Source organism: Kitasatospora sp. NPDC089913 (assembly GCF_044748625.1).
Lineage (GTDB): Bacteria > Actinomycetota > Actinomycetes > Streptomycetales > Streptomycetaceae > Kitasatospora.
The window spans coordinates 1-19,036 of sequence record NZ_JBIVGI010000014.1; the positions used below are offsets into that span (position 1 = coordinate 1).

Annotated in this window: 15 protein-coding genes; 7 read left to right on the forward strand and 8 right to left on the reverse strand. The window is 74.1% G+C overall.

What is annotated here, in order from left to right:
- Positions 1-134 precede the first annotated feature (134 nt).
- From ACIPYS_RS21650 to ACIPYS_RS21665, 4 genes are read right to left on the reverse strand one after another with little or no spacing between them, the layout of a single operon-like run.
- On the reverse strand, positions 135-1,181 hold the full coding sequence (locus tag ACIPYS_RS21650; RefSeq protein ID WP_400748283.1) for a hydroxyacid dehydrogenase: 1,047 nt from the start codon (positions 1,179-1,181) through the stop codon (positions 135-137).
- A 35-nt stretch (positions 1,182-1,216) separates the two neighbouring features.
- Positions 1,217-2,065 carry a carbohydrate ABC transporter permease gene (locus ACIPYS_RS21655; RefSeq protein ID WP_400748286.1) on the reverse strand — a complete coding sequence of 283 codons (849 nt, stop codon included), beginning with the start codon at positions 2,063-2,065 and terminating at the stop codon, positions 1,217-1,219.
- Positions 2,062-3,027, reverse strand: coding sequence for a carbohydrate ABC transporter permease (locus ACIPYS_RS21660; RefSeq protein WP_400748289.1), 966 nt, complete (start codon positions 3,025-3,027; stop codon positions 2,062-2,064). The genes ACIPYS_RS21655 and ACIPYS_RS21660 overlap by 4 nt, the downstream gene beginning before the upstream one ends.
- Entirely contained in the window at positions 3,024-4,379 is a 1,356-nt protein-coding gene (locus ACIPYS_RS21665; protein ID WP_400748293.1) for an ABC transporter substrate-binding protein, read from the reverse strand. The genes ACIPYS_RS21660 and ACIPYS_RS21665 overlap by 4 nt, the downstream gene beginning before the upstream one ends.
- 343 nt (positions 4,380-4,722) lie before the next feature.
- Between ACIPYS_RS21665 and ACIPYS_RS21670 the strand changes: the two genes are divergently transcribed.
- Positions 4,723-6,786 (forward strand): DUF2264 domain-containing protein, encoded by a 2,064-nt coding sequence (locus ACIPYS_RS21670; RefSeq protein WP_400748297.1) that lies wholly within the window; start codon positions 4,723-4,725, stop codon positions 6,784-6,786.
- A 7-nt stretch (positions 6,787-6,793) separates the two neighbouring features.
- Positions 6,794-7,582 carry a sugar phosphate isomerase/epimerase family protein gene (locus ACIPYS_RS21675; protein ID WP_400748300.1) on the forward strand — a complete coding sequence of 263 codons (789 nt, stop codon included), beginning with the start codon at positions 6,794-6,796 and terminating at the stop codon, positions 7,580-7,582.
- A 141-nt stretch (positions 7,583-7,723) separates the two neighbouring features.
- Here ACIPYS_RS21675 and ACIPYS_RS21680 read toward each other — a convergent pair whose 3' ends face one another.
- Positions 7,724-8,356 (reverse strand): hypothetical protein, encoded by a 633-nt coding sequence (locus tag ACIPYS_RS21680; protein WP_197698782.1) that lies wholly within the window; start codon positions 8,354-8,356, stop codon positions 7,724-7,726.
- Between the two features lie 73 nt (positions 8,357-8,429).
- Positions 8,430-9,518 (reverse strand): substrate-binding domain-containing protein, encoded by a 1,089-nt coding sequence (locus ACIPYS_RS21685; RefSeq protein WP_400748303.1) that lies wholly within the window; start codon positions 9,516-9,518, stop codon positions 8,430-8,432.
- 222 nt (positions 9,519-9,740) lie between these two features.
- Between ACIPYS_RS21685 and ACIPYS_RS21690 the strand changes: the two genes are divergently transcribed.
- The 4 genes from ACIPYS_RS21690 to ACIPYS_RS21705 all read left to right on the forward strand — a co-directional run bounded on the left by ACIPYS_RS21690 (position 9,741) and on the right by ACIPYS_RS21705 (position 15,444).
- A complete protein-coding gene (locus ACIPYS_RS21690; protein WP_400748306.1) occupies positions 9,741-11,555 on the forward strand; it encodes a beta-galactosidase family protein in 1,815 nt (604 codons plus the stop codon).
- 157 nt (positions 11,556-11,712) lie between these two features.
- The gene (locus ACIPYS_RS21695; RefSeq protein ID WP_093858650.1) at positions 11,713-12,780 is read left to right on the forward strand and encodes a substrate-binding domain-containing protein; all 1,068 of its coding nucleotides are present in this window, start codon (positions 11,713-11,715) and stop codon (positions 12,778-12,780) included.
- Positions 12,781-13,028: 248 nt separating this feature from the next.
- A complete protein-coding gene (locus ACIPYS_RS21700; protein WP_400748311.1) occupies positions 13,029-15,035 on the forward strand; it encodes a carbohydrate binding domain-containing protein in 2,007 nt (668 codons plus the stop codon).
- A 139-nt stretch (positions 15,036-15,174) separates the two neighbouring features.
- Positions 15,175-15,444 carry a hypothetical protein gene (locus tag ACIPYS_RS21705; RefSeq protein WP_400748314.1) on the forward strand — a complete coding sequence of 90 codons (270 nt, stop codon included), beginning with the start codon at positions 15,175-15,177 and terminating at the stop codon, positions 15,442-15,444.
- A 55-nt stretch (positions 15,445-15,499) separates the two neighbouring features.
- On the opposite strand, the gene ACIPYS_RS21710 is transcribed toward ACIPYS_RS21705, so the two are convergent.
- Positions 15,500-17,122, reverse strand: a complete 1,623-nt coding sequence (locus ACIPYS_RS21710) for an alpha/beta hydrolase (RefSeq protein WP_400748317.1) — start codon at positions 17,120-17,122, stop codon at positions 15,500-15,502.
- 339 nt (positions 17,123-17,461) lie between these two features.
- Between ACIPYS_RS21710 and ACIPYS_RS21715 the strand changes: the two genes are divergently transcribed.
- Complete coding sequence (locus ACIPYS_RS21715; protein WP_400748320.1) at positions 17,462-18,439, forward strand: polysaccharide deacetylase family protein; 978 nt, start codon at positions 17,462-17,464, stop codon at positions 18,437-18,439.
- Here ACIPYS_RS21715 and ACIPYS_RS21720 read toward each other — a convergent pair.
- Positions 18,412-18,993, reverse strand: a complete 582-nt coding sequence (locus ACIPYS_RS21720) for an adenylate kinase (RefSeq protein WP_197698705.1) — start codon at positions 18,991-18,993, stop codon at positions 18,412-18,414. The genes ACIPYS_RS21715 and ACIPYS_RS21720 overlap by 28 nt on opposite strands.
- Positions 18,994-19,036 lie beyond the last annotated feature (43 nt).

The window sequence follows — 19,036 nt, forward strand, 5'->3', positions numbered from 1 at the left end:
ATCGACGCCGGCCGCTTCGTCCACGCCCTCGCGGGGCGGTAGGACGGCGGAGGTGGGGGGGGGCCCCCGGCCGGGGGGGGGGGCGGGCGGGGGCCGGGGGCCACGCGGGGTCGTACGGTGCGGTGGGTGCGGGGTCACGCGGTGCGGTGGGCGTCCTCGGCGAGGACGGGGTGGGCGAACGGCTGCCCGGCCGCGTAGCGGGCCAGTTCGTCGGCGGCCGCGGCGGCCATCCGGTGCAGTTCGCGGCCCAGGGAGCCGGCGATGTGGGGAGTGAGCACCACATTGGGCAGGTCGTAGAGCGGGGAATCGGCGGGCAGCACCTCGGGCACGGTGACGTCGAGCACGGCGTCGAGGCGCCCGGAGACCAGCTCTCGGACCAGGGCGTCCTGGTCGAGGAGGGAGCCGCGGGAGGTGTTGATCAGGGTGGCACCGTCGCGCATCAGGGCGAGCCGGCGGCCGTCGATCAGGTGACGGGTCTCCGGGAGTTCGGGGGCGTGCACGCTGACCGTGTCGGAGGCGGCGCAGAGTTCGTCCAGCCCGACCAGGCGCGCGCCGAGCCCGGCGGCCTCCGCCTCGTCCACGTACGGGTCGTGGAGCAGCAGGTCGAGGTCGTGCGGGCGCAGCAGTTCGAGCACCCGGCGGCCGATCCGGGAGGCGCCGACGATGCCGACGGTGCGCCGGTAGTTGCCCGCGTCGGGGTAGCCGCGCTGCCAGTCGTGCGGGGTGCCGCGGCGGTCGCGGTAGTCCTCGCGGATCTGCAGGAACCGCTTGTTGGCGAGCAGGACGGCGGCGACGGTGTACTCGGCGACCGGCAGGGCGTTGGCCCAGGCGGCGGAGGTGACCCGCAGGCCGCGTTCCCAGCAGGCGTCGGTGATGTGGTGCTTGACGGACCCCGCCGCGTGGATGACGGCGCGCAGCCGCGGGGCGGCGGCGAGGACGCCGCCGTCGATCGCCGGGCAGCCCCAGCTGGAGACGATGACCTCGGCCCCGGCGAGGGCGGCCCTGGCCTCCTCGGTACCGAAGTCGTCGAGCACCAGCGCGGGGTCGAGCTCGGCGAGCTCGGTGAGGCGGGCCAGGGTGTCGGTGTCGAACAGCCGGCCGGTGAGGTCGCGGTGCATGGCGAGCACGGCGCGGGGGCGGCGGGCCGGGGGTGCCGGGTCGGCCGGTCGGGGATCGGTCATGGGCTTCTCCGGGGCGGCGGCGGGGTGGGGGACGGTCACTTGACGGCCCCCGCGGTGAGACCGGCCTTCCAGTGCCGCTGGAGCAGGACGAAGGCGAGGACGAGCGGGACGACGGCCAGCAGCGCGCCGGTGACGACCAGCGGGTAGTACTCGGGGAAGGCCCTGGTCTGGGCGTTCCAGGTGAACAGGCCGAGGCTGACCGGGAAGAGGCGGTTGTCGGAGAGCATCACCAGCGGCAGGAAGAAGTTGTTCCAGATCGCGGTGAACTGGAACAGCAGCACGGTGACGAAGCCGGGCATCACCATCCGCAGGCCGATCGACCAGAAGGTGCGCAGTTCGCCGGCGCCGTCGGTGCGGGCGGCCTCCAGGACCTCGCCGGGGATGTAGCCGGCGCAGAAGACCCGGGCGAGGTAGACGCCGAAGGGGTTGACCAGGGAGGGCAGGAAGACGGCCCAGAAGGTGTTGACGAGCCCGAGTTCGGAGGCGAGCAGGTACATCGGCAGGGCGAGCGCGGTGGTGGGCACCAGCACACCGAGCAGGACCAGGCCGAACAGCGTCTCCTTGCCGGGGAAGGAGAAGACGTGGAACGCGTAGCCGGCGCCCACGCACACCAGGGCGCAGAGCACCGAGCCGATCCCGGCGTAGAGCAGGGAGTTGAGGTACCAGCGGAAGTAGATGCCGTCCCCGGCGCTCGCGAGGTCGCTCAGGTTCTGCCCGAGGTTGAGGTTGGCGGCGGTCAGGGAGCGGCCGCCGAGCAGGTCGGCCGTGGTCTTGGCGGCGGCGGTGAGCAGCCAGCCGAGCGGCAGCAGGGTGTAGGCGGTGGCCAGGACGAGCACGCCGTTGACGGCGCCCTTCGACAGCGTCCACGGACGTCGGGTGCTCATGCGCGGGCCTCCCGTACGCGCTCGGACCGGGACCGGGTGGCCCGGGTGACGGCGAAGGAGAGCCCGGCGGCGACGACGGCGAGCAGCACCGAGGAGGCGGCTGCCAGGCCGTAGTCGCCGCGCTCGAAGGCGGCGGTGTAGGCATACATGTTGGGGGTCCAGGTGGAGGTCACACCGGGTGCGGTGTTGTGCAGGATCATCGGCTCGGTGAAGAGCTGGAGGGAGCCGATGACGGTGAACAGCCCGACCATGGCGAGGGAGGGCCGGATCAGCGGGATCTTGATGGCGAGCGCCGTCCGCAGCGGGCCGGCGCCGTCGATGACGGCGGCCTCCAGCACCTCGCGGGGGATGGCCTGGAGCGCGGCGTAGAAGATGACCATGTTGTAGCCGCTCCACTGCCACAGGGCCATGTTGACGACGGCCGGCAGCGGGTGGCCGAGCGGGTCGGGCTGGGTGCCGAGCGCCTCGAAGGCGTCCAGCACGGGGCTGATCCCGGGGGTGTACAGGTACATCCAGATCAGCGCGGCGATGATGCCGGGCACGGCGTGCGGGATGAACAGGGCCAGCTGGAAGAACTGCTTGGCGCGGACCAGCGCGGAGTCCAGCAGCAGGGCGAGGACGAGCGCCAGGGCGGTCATCAGCGGGATGTAGAGCAGGCAGTACTGGGCGATGGTGAGGAAGCCGTCGCGGAAGGCCTCGTCGCCCAGGGCCCGGGTGTAGTTGCCGAGGCCGGTGAAGACGGTCTCGGTGCCGCCGAAGCCGAGGCCGGAGCGGTGCTCGGTGAACAGGCTGAGCTTGACCGCGTAGCCGATCGGGACGAGCGTGCAGGCGGTGAACAGGAGGAGGAACGGGGCGAGCAGGACGGCCGGCGCCCCGTACCGCCCGCGCCGCCGGGGGGCGGCGGCGCGGGGGGTGGCTCCGGTGCGGGCGGCGCTCGTGTTGCCGGTGGCGCGGGTCGTCACTGGGCGACCTTCAGCCCGCGGTTCTTGAGCTCGGCGAGGGTGGCCTGCTGGGCGGCGGCGAGCGCGTCGTCGATGGTGCCGGTCCTGCCCGCGACCTTGCCGAAGGCGTCCTTGACGGTGCCGTTGGTGAGCCCCATCACGGGGCCCCAGGTCCAGCCGGACTTGATCGAGTCGGCGGCGTGCGCGTAGAGGCCGTAGAGGTCCTGGCCGCCGTAGAAGTCGCTGTTGAAGGCCTTCGCGGCGGTGGGCACGAGTTCGGTGGCGGCGGGGTAGGTGGAGGAGGTGCCGGAGGCGATCCGGGCCTTGATGCCCTCGGGGGTGGTGGTCGCCCAGGCGGCGAACTCCACGGCGGCCTTGGCCTTCTTGCTGTCCTTGGAGACGGCGAAGGTGGTGCCGCCGAGCATGCCGCTGGCAGGGGTGCCGTCCCAGCTGGGCATGGCGGCGACCGCCCACTTGCCGGCGGCGTCGGGGGTGGTGGCGAGGTTGGACTTCAGCACACCGCCGCCCCAGGAGGCGCCGAGGTATCCGGCGGTCTCGCCCTTCTGCAGGGAGGCGGTCCACTGCTGGCTGAACGAGGGCTGGACGCGGACCAGGTCCTCGTCGACGAGCTGCTGCCAGTAGGCGGAGACCTTCTTGGTCTCGGGCCCGGTCAGGTCGGTCTTCCAGGCCTCGCCGGAGGTGCTGAACCAGCGGGCCCCGTTCTGCCAGGCCATCGCCTCGAAGGTGGTGGGGTCGTCGGGGAAGAAGGTGGCGATCCGGGTGTCCGGCTGGGCGGCCTTGAGCTTCTGGGCGGCGGTGCGGAACTCGTCCCAGGTCTTGGGGACGGTGATGCCGGCCTTCTCGAAGAGGTCCTTGCGGTAGTAGAAGGCCTGCGGTGCGGCGTCCAGCGGCAGCGCCCAGGTGCGGCCGCCGAGCGAGGTCAGCTCGGCGGCCTGCGGCAGGTACTTGGCCTTGAGGTCCTGGCCGACGAGCTTGGAGATGTCCTGGACGGCGCCCTGGCTGACGAAGTCCGGCAGCTGCGGGTACTCGACGTTGAACACGTCGGGGGCATTGCCGGCCTTGACGGCGTTGGAGAGCTTCGCGTAGCCGCCGGCGTTGCCGGCCGGGATCTCCTCGAAGGTGATCCGGATGTTCGGGTGGCTCGCGTTGAAGGCCTCGACGACCTCCTTGGTGCCCTTGGCCCAGCCCCAGAAGAGGAGGTCGACGGGCTTGCCGTCCTCGGCGGAGGCGCTGGAGGTCGACCCGCCGCCACTGCTGCCGCAGGCGGCCAGGAGGGTTACGGAGAGCGCGACGGCGGTGGCGGCGGCGGTGGCACGAAGGGCTCTGCGGCGGGGGAACGCGGACGAGCGCATGGCACGGCTCCTCGGAGGGGGAAGTCACGGTCCGGTGGGTCGGCCAGTCACGGACTCGTGGAGGGTGGGGGCGGCTGGCAGCCATCCTGAGCAGCTTGCCGATCGGAGTCAAGGGATGTAGATCGAATGATCTGATCCGATCGAATGGACGAATCGGTCGGATCGGCCCATCCGGCGTCTCCGACCTGCGCCGATGATGATCGCGAGGGGTCCGCGGCGGCAAGGTCACAATCCGATCAACCAGTTCATTTGATCCGTGAGTCTTGACGAATGATCGGTCGATTCCTAGATTCCGGCCAGGGATCCCACCCGCTCCCGGCCGCCCGACGAAGGACACCAGCTGATGCCACTGCCCCCGGAGGACCGACACCTCAGCCCCCGCACCGGCTGGACCCGGGCGCACTGGGAGGCCGTGGCCGACGGACTGCTCACCGCCGTCCGCCCCTACGCCAGCCCCGGCCGGGCCCTGATCGACCTCCCCGGGACCGGCCCCAGCTGGTCCGGGCGCCGCTCCGACGGCCTCGAGGGCTACGCCCGCACCTTCCTGCCCGCTGCCCTGCGGATCGCCGGCGCCGACGGCGAAGACCCGCACGGCCTGCTGGACGCCTACGCGCGCGGACTCGACACCGGCACCCGCACCCCCACCGCCGAACGCGGACTCACCGACGGCGACCCGGAGTCCTGGCCCCTGATCACCGACCGGGGCCAGGCCATGGTCGAGGCCGCCTCGATCGCCTTCGCCCTCCGGCTCACCCGGCCCTGGCTCTGGGACCGCCTCGACGCCCCGGTCCGCGACCGTGTCGGCCGCTGGCTGGCCGACGCCCTGCACCGCACCCCCAACGACAACAACTGGTGGCTGTTCCCGCTCTCGGTCGGCGGCTTCCTCGCCGAGGCCGGCATCGAGGAGCGCGCCGCCGACGCCGCCGTACGGCGCGGCCTGGAGCGGATCGAACGATTCCACCTCGGCGACGGCTGGTACACCGACGGCCGTCCCCGCGCCTTCGACCACTACAACGGCTGGGCCCTGCACCTCTACCCCGTCCTGCACGCCCACCTCGCCGCCGACCGCGCCCTGCTGGACGAGTACGGCTCCCGGCTCGCGGCCCACCTCGCCGACCAGGCCCACCTGTTCGGCGGCGACGGTGCCCCCGTCCACCAGGGCCGCTCCCTCACCTACCGCTTCGCCGCCACCGCGCCGCTCTGGGCCGGCGCCCTCACCGGACACACCCCGCTCGCGCCCGGCACCACCCGCCGGATCGCCTCCGGCGCGCTGCGCCACTTCGTCGACCGCGGTGCGATCGACGACCGCGGCCTGCTCACCCTCGGCTGGTACGGACCGGAACCACGACTCGTCCAGCCGTACTCCGGCCCGGCCTCGCCGTACTGGGCCGGCAGCGGCTTCCTCGGCCTGCTGCTCCCGCCCGACCACCCGGTCTGGACCTGCCCCGAGCAGCCCGCCCCGGCGGAGGAGCGCGACACCGTACGGACCCTGGCCGGGCCGAACTGGCTGGTCCAGTCGACGGCGGCCGACGGCCTGGTCCGGCTGCACAACCACGGCAGCGACGACCAGCCGGTCGACCACGTCCGGCCCGACGACCCGCACTACGCCCGCCTCGCCCACTCCACCGCAACCGGTCCCACCCACGACGGCCCTGCGGACAACCACTTCGCCCTGCTGACCGACGGTGCGGCGAGCGAGCGCGGCCGGATCGAGCCCGTCGGCTGCGGCCCGGACTGGGCGGCCTCCCTCAGCCGCCCCCGGGTCCGCGGTGCGGAACTCGCCGGAGTGACGGTCACCACCGTCACCCTGGTGCACGGCGCCGACGAGGCACGGGTCCACCTGGTCGCCGGCGCGGCCCCCGGCACCGGCGTCCGCCAGACCGGTTGGGCCGTCGCCGGCCGGACCGCCGGGCCGGGCCCCGGGACCGCACCGCAGCCGGGCGCCCGCGCCTCGGCCGACGGCGGACGCCTCGTCAGCGAACTCACCGGGCTGCACGGCTTCACCGGGGCCGCGCTCCTCACCGTCCCGGGCGGCACCGCCTTCGGCCCCGAGGCGGCCGTGCCGGTGCTCGACGGCGTCCTCGACGGAGTCGGGAACGGAGTCGGGAAGGGAGTCGGGAACGGAGTCGGCGATGTCGGCGAAGGACTTGTCGGCGGAGGACTTCTCGGCGACGACGCCCCCGACGCCGGCGGCGCCCTGTTCGCCTGCGCGGCGCGCCTCACCGGCACCGCCGTCCTGCCCCCGCTCCGAGTACGGCTGGAGGCGACCGGGGCCGGGGCGGGGGGCAGGGCCGACGGCACCCGGCAGCTGAGCCTGACCTGGCCGGACGGCACCACCCACCGGATCGGCATCGGACCAGGCATCGTCTCGGTCTCGGCCCCCGTCTCCGTCAGCCACCGCGGTTAGGACCGCCATGCCCCTCGCCCTCTCCACCCTCGGCCTGCCCGGCACCCCCCTCGACCGGGTCGTCGGGCTGGCCGCCGACCACGGCTGGCACGGCCTCGAACTGCGCTGCGCCTCCGACCAGCCGGTCCGGCTCAAGCTGAGCGCGCCGCAGCGCAGGGCCGCGGCCCGTACCCTCGGCCGGGCCGGGCTGGTCCCGGTCGCCCTCGCCTCCTACATCGGCGTGGCCGCGCCGGGACCGGACGAACCGGTGGTCGCGGATCTGCTCGCGCACCTGCGGCTCGCCGCCGACCTGGGCTGCCACCGGCTGCGGGTGTTCCCGCACGGCGGTCCCGGCGCCGGCGCCGGCGCCGCCGCCGACGCCAGGGCGGTCCGCCGACTGCTGGAGGTGGCCGACCACGCCCGGTCGCTGGGCGTGCGGATCCTGGTCGAGACGCACGACTCGCACCGGTCGGCCGGCGCGCTCGCGGCCCTGCTCGACCAGGTCGGCCACCCCGCCGTCGGCGCGCTCTGGGACCTCCTGCACACCTGGCTCGCGGGGGAGAACCCGGCCGAGACCCATCGGCTCCTCGGCCGCCACCTCGGCTACGCGCAGGTCAAGGACGTCGCCTCGGCGGACGACCTCACGCCGGTCGCCCTCGGCGGGGGCGTGCTGCCGATCGCGGACTGCCTGCGGCTGCTGCCCTGGGACGGCTGGATCGCCTGGGAGTACGAGGCCCCCTGGCACCCCCGCGCCGCGCCGCTCGCGCCCCAGCTCGGCGCGGGCCGCAGGTATCTGGCGGAGCTGATCGGCCGTTGAGCGGTGGGCCAGGGCCACGGGGTGTCGGCGCCGGTGGGTTCGACCCCGTCGGAACGGTGTCGTTCGCACAGCCTCCTGCTCCTGCTCCTGCTCCTGCTCCTGGGCCGCACGCGCACCCGTCGGCCGAGGCCGTCGGTCGTCCTACGGCTCGGGCGGCACCGCCGACGCGGGCAGGTCGAGAAGGCGGGCAAGGGCGGCGGCGACCGGATCAGCGTGTTCGGGCATCCGCTGACGGGCCCAGGCGGTCGCCAAGGCGAGGAAGCCGGTCAGGTCGCGCTCGACGCCGGCGAGCAGGTGGCGGAGTTCGGTGACGGGCAGCTCGATCACCGGGCTGCCGCTCTGCTCGGCGTTGACGGTGAGCCGGACGGTGTCGCCGAGACGTTCTGCGATCGGGGACACGGGCTCGTGGCCGAACCCGAGCAGGTTGCCGCCGTCGACGAAAGCCTGCCAGTCGCGCCAGTCCTCCAGTCCGTCGCAGCAACTGGGCAGGAAGACGACCCCCGTGCGGTGGTCGGTGACTCGCAGGCCGCCGGCCGCGTAGAGGTCGTCGAAGGTCAGCAGTCCGTGCAGCAAGGATGCGAGCGGGTCGGTCGGCCGCGGCGGCCGGTCACCGTCGGGGTCGATGTCGTTGCAGCCGATGATGTGCGTCATCGCCGTCCCGACCTCGGCGGGTGAGAGCTCGCCGTTCAGGGGCAGGAAGGCGAACGGCTCGACTCCGGCGACAGGCCACAGGTCGAAGCCCTCGGGGGTGTTGATCTCCAGGACAGGCTGCATCGCGATCACCTGGGGGAGTGTTCCGCAGTCCTGCCCGGATCGCCTCCCGATTACGCCGCCGGGCGTCCCGCTCCTACGGAGTCGCGGCCAGGGCTCCGCAGGAGGTGCGGGTACGGAGGGTGGGGAGGAGGGCCACGCGGTGGACCGGGAGGTCGGAGCCGCCCGTGAGCCGGCGCAGCAGCAGGTCGAAGGCCGCCCCGCCCACCGCCCGCTTGGGCGGGGCGACGGCGGTCAGCGGGGGAGCGGCGAGGGCCGCGAACACGTCGTCGTAGGCGATCAGTGCCACGTCCTCGGGCACCCGCAGCCCGCGGGCGCGCAGCAGCGGCGGCAGCCGGATCGCGTCCTGGTCGTTGTGGACGAGGACCGCCCGGGTGCCGGTCGCGACGGCTTCGGCGATCCGGTCGGCGAGCGGGGCGGCGTCGGTCTGCGTCCCCTCGGCGGTGGAGGTGTCCAGTACCGGGAGCTGCGGCAGGCCGAGCAGCCGGGTGCCCTCGTGGTAGCCGGTCCGCACCTCCTCCGCCGTCCAGGAGTCGCCGCGGGCGGCCAGCAGAACGCTGTCGTGGCCCAGGTCGGCGAAGTGGCGCAGCGCGCGCAGGACGCCGTGGCGGTGGTCCGAGCCGACGGTGTCCAGCCGGGAGCCGGGACCGTCCGGGGTGGGGGAGCGCCGTTCCAGCAGGACCGCCGGGACCGGCAGGCCGTCGAGCCAGTCGCAGGCGGGGGAGTGCCGGCCGGGGAGCAGGTTCGGGGCGAGCAGCAGGCCCTGGGCCCCGGACTCCAGCAGCCGTTCGACCTGGACCGGGTCGTCGCCGGCCCGGTAGGGCGCGATGCCGAGGACCAGCCGGGCGCCTGCCTCGGCGGCGGCGGCGCGGGCACCGGCGATCACCTCGTCGAAGTACGAGCCGACCGAGGGGACCAGCAGGCCGACGGTGCGTCCGGCGCCCGGGCCGCCGTCGTGGTCCGGCGCCCGCTCGGGGCCGGGGTGGTCGAGCGAGACGAACCCGTGCGAGCGGACCAGTCGGCCGGCCTCCGCCAGTGCGGCGATGTCGCGCCGTACGGTGACGGCGGGAATGCCCAGGCGGTCGGCGAGGTCCTTGAGCCGTACCTGGCCGCCGAGATCACCGACCGCCGTGACGATCAGCCGGCGCCGCTCCTCCCTGGACATGGCCATCCACTCCCTCTGTGCGCGCTTGTTCGCCCTGTGCTGTGCCGTGTGCCGCGCTGCTGTCGTGCAGTGCCGCCGGGCTGCTCGCTCCGTCTGCGAAGCGGATCAAAGGTTATCGTTCGATCGAAATTCGATCAATAGACGAGGTTCATATCGATCGATTGACCGCCCGATCATTCTGCTCATAAGGTACGGACCGGCGATCGATCGTCGATCTCGCCCATGCCCGCATCGACGGAGGCACCCATGGCCGACCGGGCCACCCACCCCGCGCTGACCCTCGACGGAGACACCTTCCTGCGGGCCGGACGCCCCCACCGGATCGTCTCCGCCGCGGTCCACTACTTCCGGATCCGCCCGGAACTCTGGTCCGACCGCCTGCTGCGCCTGCGTGCCATGGGCGTCAACACCGTCGAGACCTATGTCGCCTGGAACTTCCACCAGCCCGCACCGGGCACCGGCGACTTCACCGGCGACCGCGACCTCGCCGCCTTCGTCCGCACCGCCGGCGGCCTCGGGCTCGACGTGATCGTCCGGCCCGGCCCGTACATCTGCGCCGAGTGGGAGTTCGGCGGCCTCCCGGCCTGGCTGCTGGCCGACCCCGCGCTCCGGCTCCGCCGCGTCGACGGCCCCTACCTCGCCGCCGTCGACGCCTGGTTCGACATACTCGTGCCGGTCCTGCTCCCGCTGCTCGCCTCCGCCGGCGGACCGGTCGTCGCGGTGGCGGTGGAGAACGAGTACGGGAGCTACGGCAACGACACCGCCTACCTGGAACACCTCCGGGACGGCCTGGTCCGGCGCGGTGTCGACTGCCTGCTCTTCACCGCCGACGGCGCCGAGGACGGCTTCCAGCTCGGCGGGCGCCTGCCCGGTCTGCTGACCACCGGCACCTTCGGCTCCCGCCCCGAGGAGTCGCTGGACTGCCTGCGCCGCCACCAGCCGGTCGGCCCCCTCGTCTGCATGGAGTACTGGACCGGTTGGTTCGACCACTGGGGGACCCCGCACCACCTCCGCGACCCCGAGGAGTCCGCCGACGTCCTCGACCGGATGCTCGCCGCCGGCGCCTCCGTCAACATCTACATGGGCCACGGCGGCACCAACTTCGGCTGGTGGAACGGTGCCAACCACGACGGGACCGCCTACCAGCCGGACACCACCAGCTACGACTACGACGCCCCGGTGGGCGAGGCGGGCGAACTCACGCGCAAGTTCCACCTGTTCCGCGAGGTGATCGGGCGCCACCTCGGCCTCAACCCGCACCAGCCGCCGCCGCTGCCCGCCCGGCTCGCCCCGCAGAGCGCCCCGGTCACCGCGAGCGCCGGCCTCGTGGACTCCCTGGACGCCCTCGCCACCGTCCACCACAGTCCCGAGCCCGGGCCGATGGAGAGCTTCGGCCAGAACCTCGGCCTGATCCACTACCGCACCCGGCTGCGCGGCCCCCTCGGCCACGGGGAACTCCGGATCGACGGACTCGCCGACCGCGCCCAGGCGTTCCTCGACGGCGTCCCGATCGGCGTGCTCGAACGCGACCGCCCGGACGAGGCGCTGCCGGTCACGGTGCCGGCCGGCGGGGCGGTGCTCGACCTGCTGGTGGAGAACATGGGGCGGATCAACTACGGGCCGCTGCTCCACGACCGCAAGGGCATCACCGGCGGGGTCCGGGTCGACCGGCAGTTCCAGTTCGGATGGGAGGTCCGCCCGCTCCCGCTCGACGACCTGACCGTCCTGCGCTTCGGCCCGGCGAGCACCGAGGAGGGGCCGGGCTTCCACCGCGCCCTGTTCACCGTCGACGCCCCGGCCGACGGGTTCCTCGAGCTCCCGGGCTTCACCAAGGGCATGGTCTGGCTCAACGGCTTCGCCCTCGGACGCCACTGGGAGCGCGGCCCGCAGCGCACCCTCTACGCCCCCGCGCCGCTCTGGCGGGCGGGCGTCAACGAGGTGGTCGTGCTCGAACTCCACCGGCCCGGGACCCGGATCGAGCTCCGGAACCGCCCCGACCTCGGGCCGACGGCCCCGCCGGAGGCGCCCACCGGCTGACGGCGCGCCCGCCGTCCGGCGGGCCCCGGCGGGCCTGCGGGCGGCGGCCGGTCGGTCCACGGATCGGATCCCGATCGAATGGTAGATTCCTGTCCGCGTTGGGCAGATCACCTGGCACCGACCGGAGCGAACCGCAGGGCGAACCGCAGGGAGTGACATGTCGATCTCGGCCGACGACCGCCGCACACGCATCCTCGACGCGGTGCGGAGCCTCGGATCGGTCCGGATCACCGAACTCGCCGAGCGGCTGGACATCCCCGCGGTCACCGTCCGCCGCGACGTCGCGGCGCTCGCCGAGGCCGGTCTGCTCCGCCGCTCGCACGGCTCGGTGTCCTCCGCGGCCGCCGCCACCGGCGGCGACGCCCCCGCGCGCGGCGACGGGCCCTCGATCGGACTGCTCGTTCCGGCGGTGGGCCAGTACTTCGACGAGGTCATCGCCGGGGCCCGGGCCGCCGCCGCCCGGGCCGGCGCGAGCCTGGTGCTCGGGATCTCCTCCTACGAGGCGAGCGCCGACCGCGTCCAGGTCGAGCAGTTGCTCGGCTCGGGCGCCCAGGGGCTGCTGCTCGCGCCCAACTGGACTCCCGCCGACGGCCCCGACGGCCGGGAGTGGGTCGAGGACCTCCCCGTCCCGGCCGTCCTGGTGGAACGCCGGCCGGCCCCGGGGAGCGCGGCCGAGGCGCTCGACTCGGTCGCCTCCGACCACCGCCACGGCGTGCTCCTCGCGGTGCGGCACCTCGCCGCCCTCGGCCACGGCTCGGTCGCGCTGGTCGCCCGCCGGGACACCTGGACGGCGCACGAGATCCGGGCCGGCTACGCCGAGAGCTGCGCGCTGCTCGGCCTGCCGGCGGAGCCCGTCATCGACATCGTGCGCCCGGTGGCGGACGCGGAGGACGTGGCGGACGCCCTGGCCGAGGCCCACGCGCGCGGCGTCCGGGCGGTCCTGGTCCACAACGACCAGGACGCGATCCAGCTGCTGCCGCTGCTGCGCGCCCGCGGCCTCCAGGTGCCCGGCGACCTGGCGGTGGTCAGCTACGACGACGTGCTCGCGGAGCTCGGCGCCCCGCCGCTGACGGCGGTCGCGCCGCCGAAGCGGGCGGTCGGGGCGGAGGCCGTGGCGCTGCTCCTGCGCCGGCTCGGCGGGGACGACGCGCTGCCCGTGCACCGGCTGCTGCTGCTGCCGAGGCTGACGGTCCGCGAGTCCTGCGGCGCCGCCCGGGCGAACTGACGGGGTCTCCGACCGGGCCGGCAGGAGCTGCCGGGAGCGCGCAGGGGCGGGCGGGGCGGTCAGGGCGGGCAGGGGCGAGCTGGAGTCAGCGGGGGCCTCACTCATACAGATCGAATGGTCAATTGACAGGTTTTTCGACCGATCATCGATCGAATGGACCTTCATGCCTTGACCCGGTCAGGTGGTCGTCCTATGGTGCGGGCGGGCGCCCACCCTCCCTCCTCCCTCCCCCACCTCGGGAGTCCCCCATGCACCTGACCGCCACACCGAGACGTGCGGCCGTCCTCGCCGCGGCCGCCTCGCTGTTCCTGCTCCCGGTGTCCGGGCCCGCACCGGCGGCCGCCGCCGAGGGCGGCACCACCCGGTACCTCGACTGCTCGGCCCCGTCGAACGGCGACGGCAGCCAGGCCGCTCCGTGGAACAGCCTGGCCACGGCCAACGCCCACGTCTTCGGCCCGGGTGACCGGCTGCTGCTCAAGCGCGGCACGACCTGCACCGGCACCCTGAAGCCGCAGGGATCCGGCAGCGCCGCGGCGCCCGTCACGCTGGCCGCCTACGGGACCGGGACGTCCCGCCCGGTCGTCGCCGGCAGCGCCTCCTCCACCGAGAAGGCCGCCCTCCACCTCTACAACGTCGAGCAGTGGGAGATCCGCGACCTGGAGCTCACCTTCAAGGACACCGCCGCCACCAAGCGCGAGCGCAACGGGCTGCTGGTCGAGATCGCCGACCTGCCCGACGGCGTCGGCACCCACTACGTGGTCGACGACGTCTACGTCCACGACGTCAACGGCGACGCCACCAAGTGGTCCAACGGCATCCAGTTCCGGGTCTCCGGCACCACCACCCCCACCAACTTCGACGACGTCCTGGTCCAGGGCTCCCGCATCGACAACGTCGACCGGGAGGGTCTGACCAACCGCTCCACCTGGATGTGCCGCCCCCAGTACGGCACCGGTGACGACTGCGGGACCAAGAAGAACTGGCGCGCCAGCACCCGTCTGGTCTTCCGCGGCAACACCATCAGCAACACCGGCGGCGACGGCATCGTGCTGCGCGCCGCCGACCACGGCCTGGTGGAGCACAACACCGCCTACGACCTCGCGATGCGGCCGATGGGTTCCAACGCGGGCATCTGGACCATCAACTCCGACGACAGCCTGATCCAGTACAACGAGGTCCACCACGTGCGCCGGCTCCCGGACAACGGCGACGGCATGGCCTTCGACTCGGACTATGGCAACAACCGGGCGGTCTTCCAGTTCAACCACAGCCACGACAACGAGGGCGGCTTCATGCTGTTCTGCGGGGCCTGCGGCGCCGGCTCCAGCAGCACCGGCACCGTCGTCCGGTACAACCTCAGCCACCACGACAAGGACCGCTGGCTGGCCAGCTCCGGCGAGGACAGCGCCGACCTCTACCAGAACACCGTCCACCTGCCGGCCGGCTCCACCGCGGACATCGTCCAGGACGGCTTCGGCACCACCCACGCCCGCTTCACCAACAACGTCTTCCACAACCTCGGCAGCGGCGGCTTCGACGGTCTGGACAACCAGGGCACCTACCACCAGGCCGAGTTCACCTGGGAGGCCAACACCTTCTACGGCAACCACCCGGCCAACGAGCCCGCCGACCCGGAGAAGACGACCTACGACCCGCAGTTCGTCAACGCGGGCGGCGGCGCCCCGGCGGACTACAGGCTGAGCGAGGGCTCGCCGGTCCGCGCCACCGGCACCACCGTCCCGAGCCCGGGCGGGGTGGACTACTTCGGCAACCCGCTCCCACGGGTGTGCCGTCCCGACCGCGGCTTCCACCAGGCGTCCGCGTTCGACGACAGCACCTGCGCCCCGCTCGACGCGGTCCGCAACCCCGGCTTCGAGAGCGCCGACCTCAACCCCTGGACCAGCTACGGCGGCGTCACCCTCGACACCGCCACCAAGCACAGTGGCAGCCGCGCGGTGAGGGTCGGCCCGGCCCAGGCCGCCGCCGAACAGGTCGTCCGGGTGAAGCCCGGCACCACCTACACCCTCGGCGGCTGGGGCAAGGTCTCCGCGAGCGGCACCGAACTCTCGCTCGGCGCTAAGCAGTACGACGCGGCCGGTTCCTCCGCCCGCACGCTCTTCACCGGCACCGCGTTCGCCCGGGGCACCACCACCTTCACCACCGGCCCGACCACCACGACCGCCAGGATCTACTGCTACGCCCGCGCCGGCACCGGCTACGGCTGGTGCGACGACCTCACCCTCGTCGAGAACTGACGAACCCGCCCGACCCTCCCGGCGCCGGCCCACTCCCGGGGTCCGGCGCCGGGCCCGCCCTCACTCGTTCGGCCGGGGCCTCGCGGACCCCGGCCGCGGTCGACGTGCGGCCACCGGGGGTCGCGGCCAGAGTGAGGTGGTGAGCATCCTCGTCCTGCTCGAACCGGAACTCGTCCGTACCACGGCGGTCGGTGCGAGTACCGAGTACGTCGAGAGGGTCCGCACGGTGCACGCGGCCCGGCCCGGCCCGGGGGCGGACGGGGAGCCCGGAGACACGACCTTGTGCGGCATGGCGACCGGCCGGATGCGCCGGGACCCCTACCGGGCACCCGGCGCCGACGCACCGTGGTACCCGCCGGAGTGGAGCACCAGGGTGTGCCCGTACTGCGACCGCTCGCTCCGCACCTGAGGTCCGCCGGCCCGGGCGCACATCCGGACTCCGGGCGGCCACGACAACCCCGCTGTCAGCAGGTCGTGCCGGGCCGCACCGGGGTCAGGGCGGTCAGGTAGTTGTCCACGGCACTGTCGACGCAGGCGTTGCCGCGCCCGTACGCGGTGTGGCCGGGGCCCCTGAGAGTGAGCAGCATCCCGCCCGGCAGCTGGGCGGCCAGGCTCTGTGCGTCCTCGTACGGCGTAGCCGGATCGCCGGTGGTGCCGACGACCAGGACGGGGGGCAGGCCCGCCGCCGTGACCCGGTGCGGAACGGTCCCGCCCTTCGGCCAGGTGCGGCAGTCGAGTTCGGCGAGGGCGGTGGCGGCGCCGAAGACTCCGGACTCCTGCCGGGCGCGGTCGAGGAGGTTCCAGTAGGCCTGCGGGTCGGCGGGGTGCGGGACGTCCAGGCAGTTCACGGCCGACAGCATGGCGTCGGAGTTGTCCGGGACCGGCGCGCCGGTGCCCTCGTCACCGCTGCCGCCCGCCTCCCCACCGGCCAGCTCGGCGAGGGCCGTGCCGTTCCCGCGGTGCGCGCGGCGCAGCGCCTCGGAGAGCGGCTTCCACTGGCTCTCGGGTGTGTACATCGCCTTGGTGAGGGCGTTGTGCAACAGGTTCTGGTCCACGCGCGCGGTGCTGCCGTCGACCTTCAGCGGCTTGCGGGCGGTCGACTCGTACAGGTCGGCGACCAGTCTGCGGATGCCCTCCGGGGAGTCGGCGGGGCAGGCCCGGCCGACCACGGCGGCGCAGCCCTCGGCGTAGTCGTCGACGGCCCGGCGGAAGGCGGCGCCCGAGCGGAGGACCCGCTCCGTCCAGTCCTGGGCCGGGTCGACGGCGCCGTCCAGCACCAGCGCCCGGGCCCGCTGCGGGAAGAGTTCGCCGTACACGGTGCCCAGGTACGTCCCGTAGGACCAGCCGAGGTAGCTCAGCTTCGGGTCGCCCAGCGCGGCCCGCAGTACGTCCAGGTCGCGGGCGGCGTCCGGTGTGCCGACATGGGGGAGGATCCCGGCGCTGCGGGCCGCGCAGGCGGCGGCGGACCGGTCGGCCCCGGTGAGCAGTTCCTGACGTTCGGCCTCGGTGGTGGGCACCACAGCGTTGCGGGCCGGTCCGGCGGGGGAGGGCTCGGCGCTCTGTTCGTGACTCCCGCAGTCCACGGCGGGTTTGCTGCCCGCGACCCCGCGCGGGTCGAAGCCGACGAGGTCGAACCGGGCGCGGACGCGGTCGCCGAACGAGGCGGCCCCGCCCTCCTTGAGGTGGGCGACGCCGGATCCGCCGGGGCCACCGGGGTTGAACACCAGGGAGCCGATCCGTCCGGCCGGGTCGGTGGCGGCCGACCGGACCAGCGGAAGCGTGAAGGTTCTGCCGTCCCCCGGCTGCCGGTAGTCCATCGGCACCGTCAGGGTGGCGCACTGGAGTTCTCCGCACGCTTTCCAGGCCGGTTGCTGCCGGTAGAAGGCGGCGAGTTCCGGGCGGTCGGCCGGTTCTGCCGGTGCGACCGGGGTGACCGACGCGGAGGGGGAAGCGGTCGCGGGCGCGGAGGTGGCGGGTGGTGCCGCCTTCGTGGTCGTCCGGTCCGGGCCGCAGGCGGCCAGGGGGGCGACGACCGCGGCGGACAGGACCAGCGCGAGGGCGGCGCGGCGTGACGCGGAGTGGTTCAAGGGAGGGTGCTCCGAACGCACGAGGGCAGGCCGCGCGGGCCCGCCCGGTGAAGATCGCCGCCCGACGTGAGGGGCGGCTGTCGTCACGCTACGGCGGGCCTCTTCGGGGAGCGTCCCCCCGAGGTCGCCGCCCGGCCCCCCGATCGGCTGAACTCCGCTGCTCCCTGCGGCGTAGCAGCGATGATCACGGGGAGTGACGACGTTGAGATTCCCGGTGGGGCGTGGATTGGGCTGCCGGAGCGGTGTCGTGCACCCGTAGTGGTGGTGCTCGGAGCACGGGGCCGGGGGAGCGGGGAGGCATCGGTCATGCCATCCGATCGTCAGATTGTCTCGCGAAGAATGCTCATGTTCGGGGCCGGGCTGTCGCTCCTCGGGGTGGGCGGGTGCCACGGGAACTTCCGGGGGCCGCTGCGCGGCGAGGAAGCGGCCGCCGCCGCGGAGGGCGCGCCCTCCGCCGGACCGGAGGCCGTACCCGCACCCGGCGCCTCGCCGTCCCCGGTCCCGTCCCCGGTCCCGTCCCCGGTCCCGTCCTCGGTCCCCTCCGCCACGGTGAACCCCGCCCCGACCGCGTCCGCGCCCACGTCCGCGTCCGCGCCCACGTCCGCGTCCGCGCCCACGTCCGCGCCGGCGCCCACGTCCGCATCCGCGTCCGCCCCCGCGCCGAGCGGCGCCGCCTCCGCCGCGGGCACGGCCGCGCCCTCGCCGCGGGTGGTGACCGCGGCCGAGAGCCGGCCGGTCTACGAGCTCGACGCCGCGCGGAAGGTGGTCGCGATCACCGTCGACGACGGCCCCGACCCGCGGTACACCCCGGCCGTCCTGGCACTGCTCGACCAGTACGGGATCCGGGCCTCCTTCTTCCTCATCGGCGAGAACGCGGCCGCGCACCCCGACCTGGTCCGGGAGGTCGCCGCACGCGGCCACCACATCGCGAACCACTCCTGGAGCCACCCCGACCTGAGCGGCCTCTCCGCCGCGAAGGTGCGCGACGAACTCGGCCGCACCTCCGAGCTGCTCGGGCGGCTCACCGGCAGGGCGCCGACCTGGTTCCGCGCCCCGGGCGGCGGCTGGTCGCCGACGGTGCTGAAGGTGGGCGCCGAGCTGGGGATGCGGCCGATGGCCTGGTCCGTGGACCCGCAGGACTGGGCGACGCCGGGGACGGACGTGATCACCAAGCGGCTGGAGAAGGAACTGCGGCCGGGCGCGATCGTGCTCACCCACGACGGCGGCGGAGACCGCTCGCAGACGGTCGCGGCGCTCAGGACCTTCCTGCCGCTGCTGATCGACTCCGGCTACCGCTTCACCGCGCCGCCCGGCTGACCGGTACCGGGCGCGGCCGGTCGGCCCGGGCTCCCGGCCGGCCGGGCCACCGTCCGGAGCCAGGCCCGGGCGGCCCGTGCGGAGGTCAGGTGGACCACGGTCAGGCCGGGGTGGGCGGCCAGCCGTTCCAGGGTCCGCCGCCGGTGCGCGGCGTGGCGGGCCCAGGCCCAGCGGATCGGGTGCTCCGGGTCCAGCCAGTCGCGGAAGCCCTCGCGGTTGCCGTTCCACAGTTCGCGGCGGGTGAGCGCACGGGCCGCCGAGCGGCGCAGGACGCGCTGCATGACGGTGCGTCGGGGCAGGTCGAGCCAGACGCAGGTGTCGGCGCGGGCCCGCAGCAGGTCCCCCAGCTTGCCGGTGTACTGGTCCTCGGTGACCCAGCGCCCGGTCGCCGCGAAGGCCTCGACCTCGGACCGGAACTCGGCGCGCGGGGTCCAACCCGGGCCGTGGTGCAGCGCGTCCAGCTCGTAGCGGGGCAGGTCGAGCAGCGCGGCCAGCCGGGCCGCCGTCGTCGTCTTCCCCGCCCCCGAGATCCCGGCAATGAGCACGCGTTCCACGGTCACCACCCTAGGGGACGCCGGGGCGCCGCCGGGGGCCGGC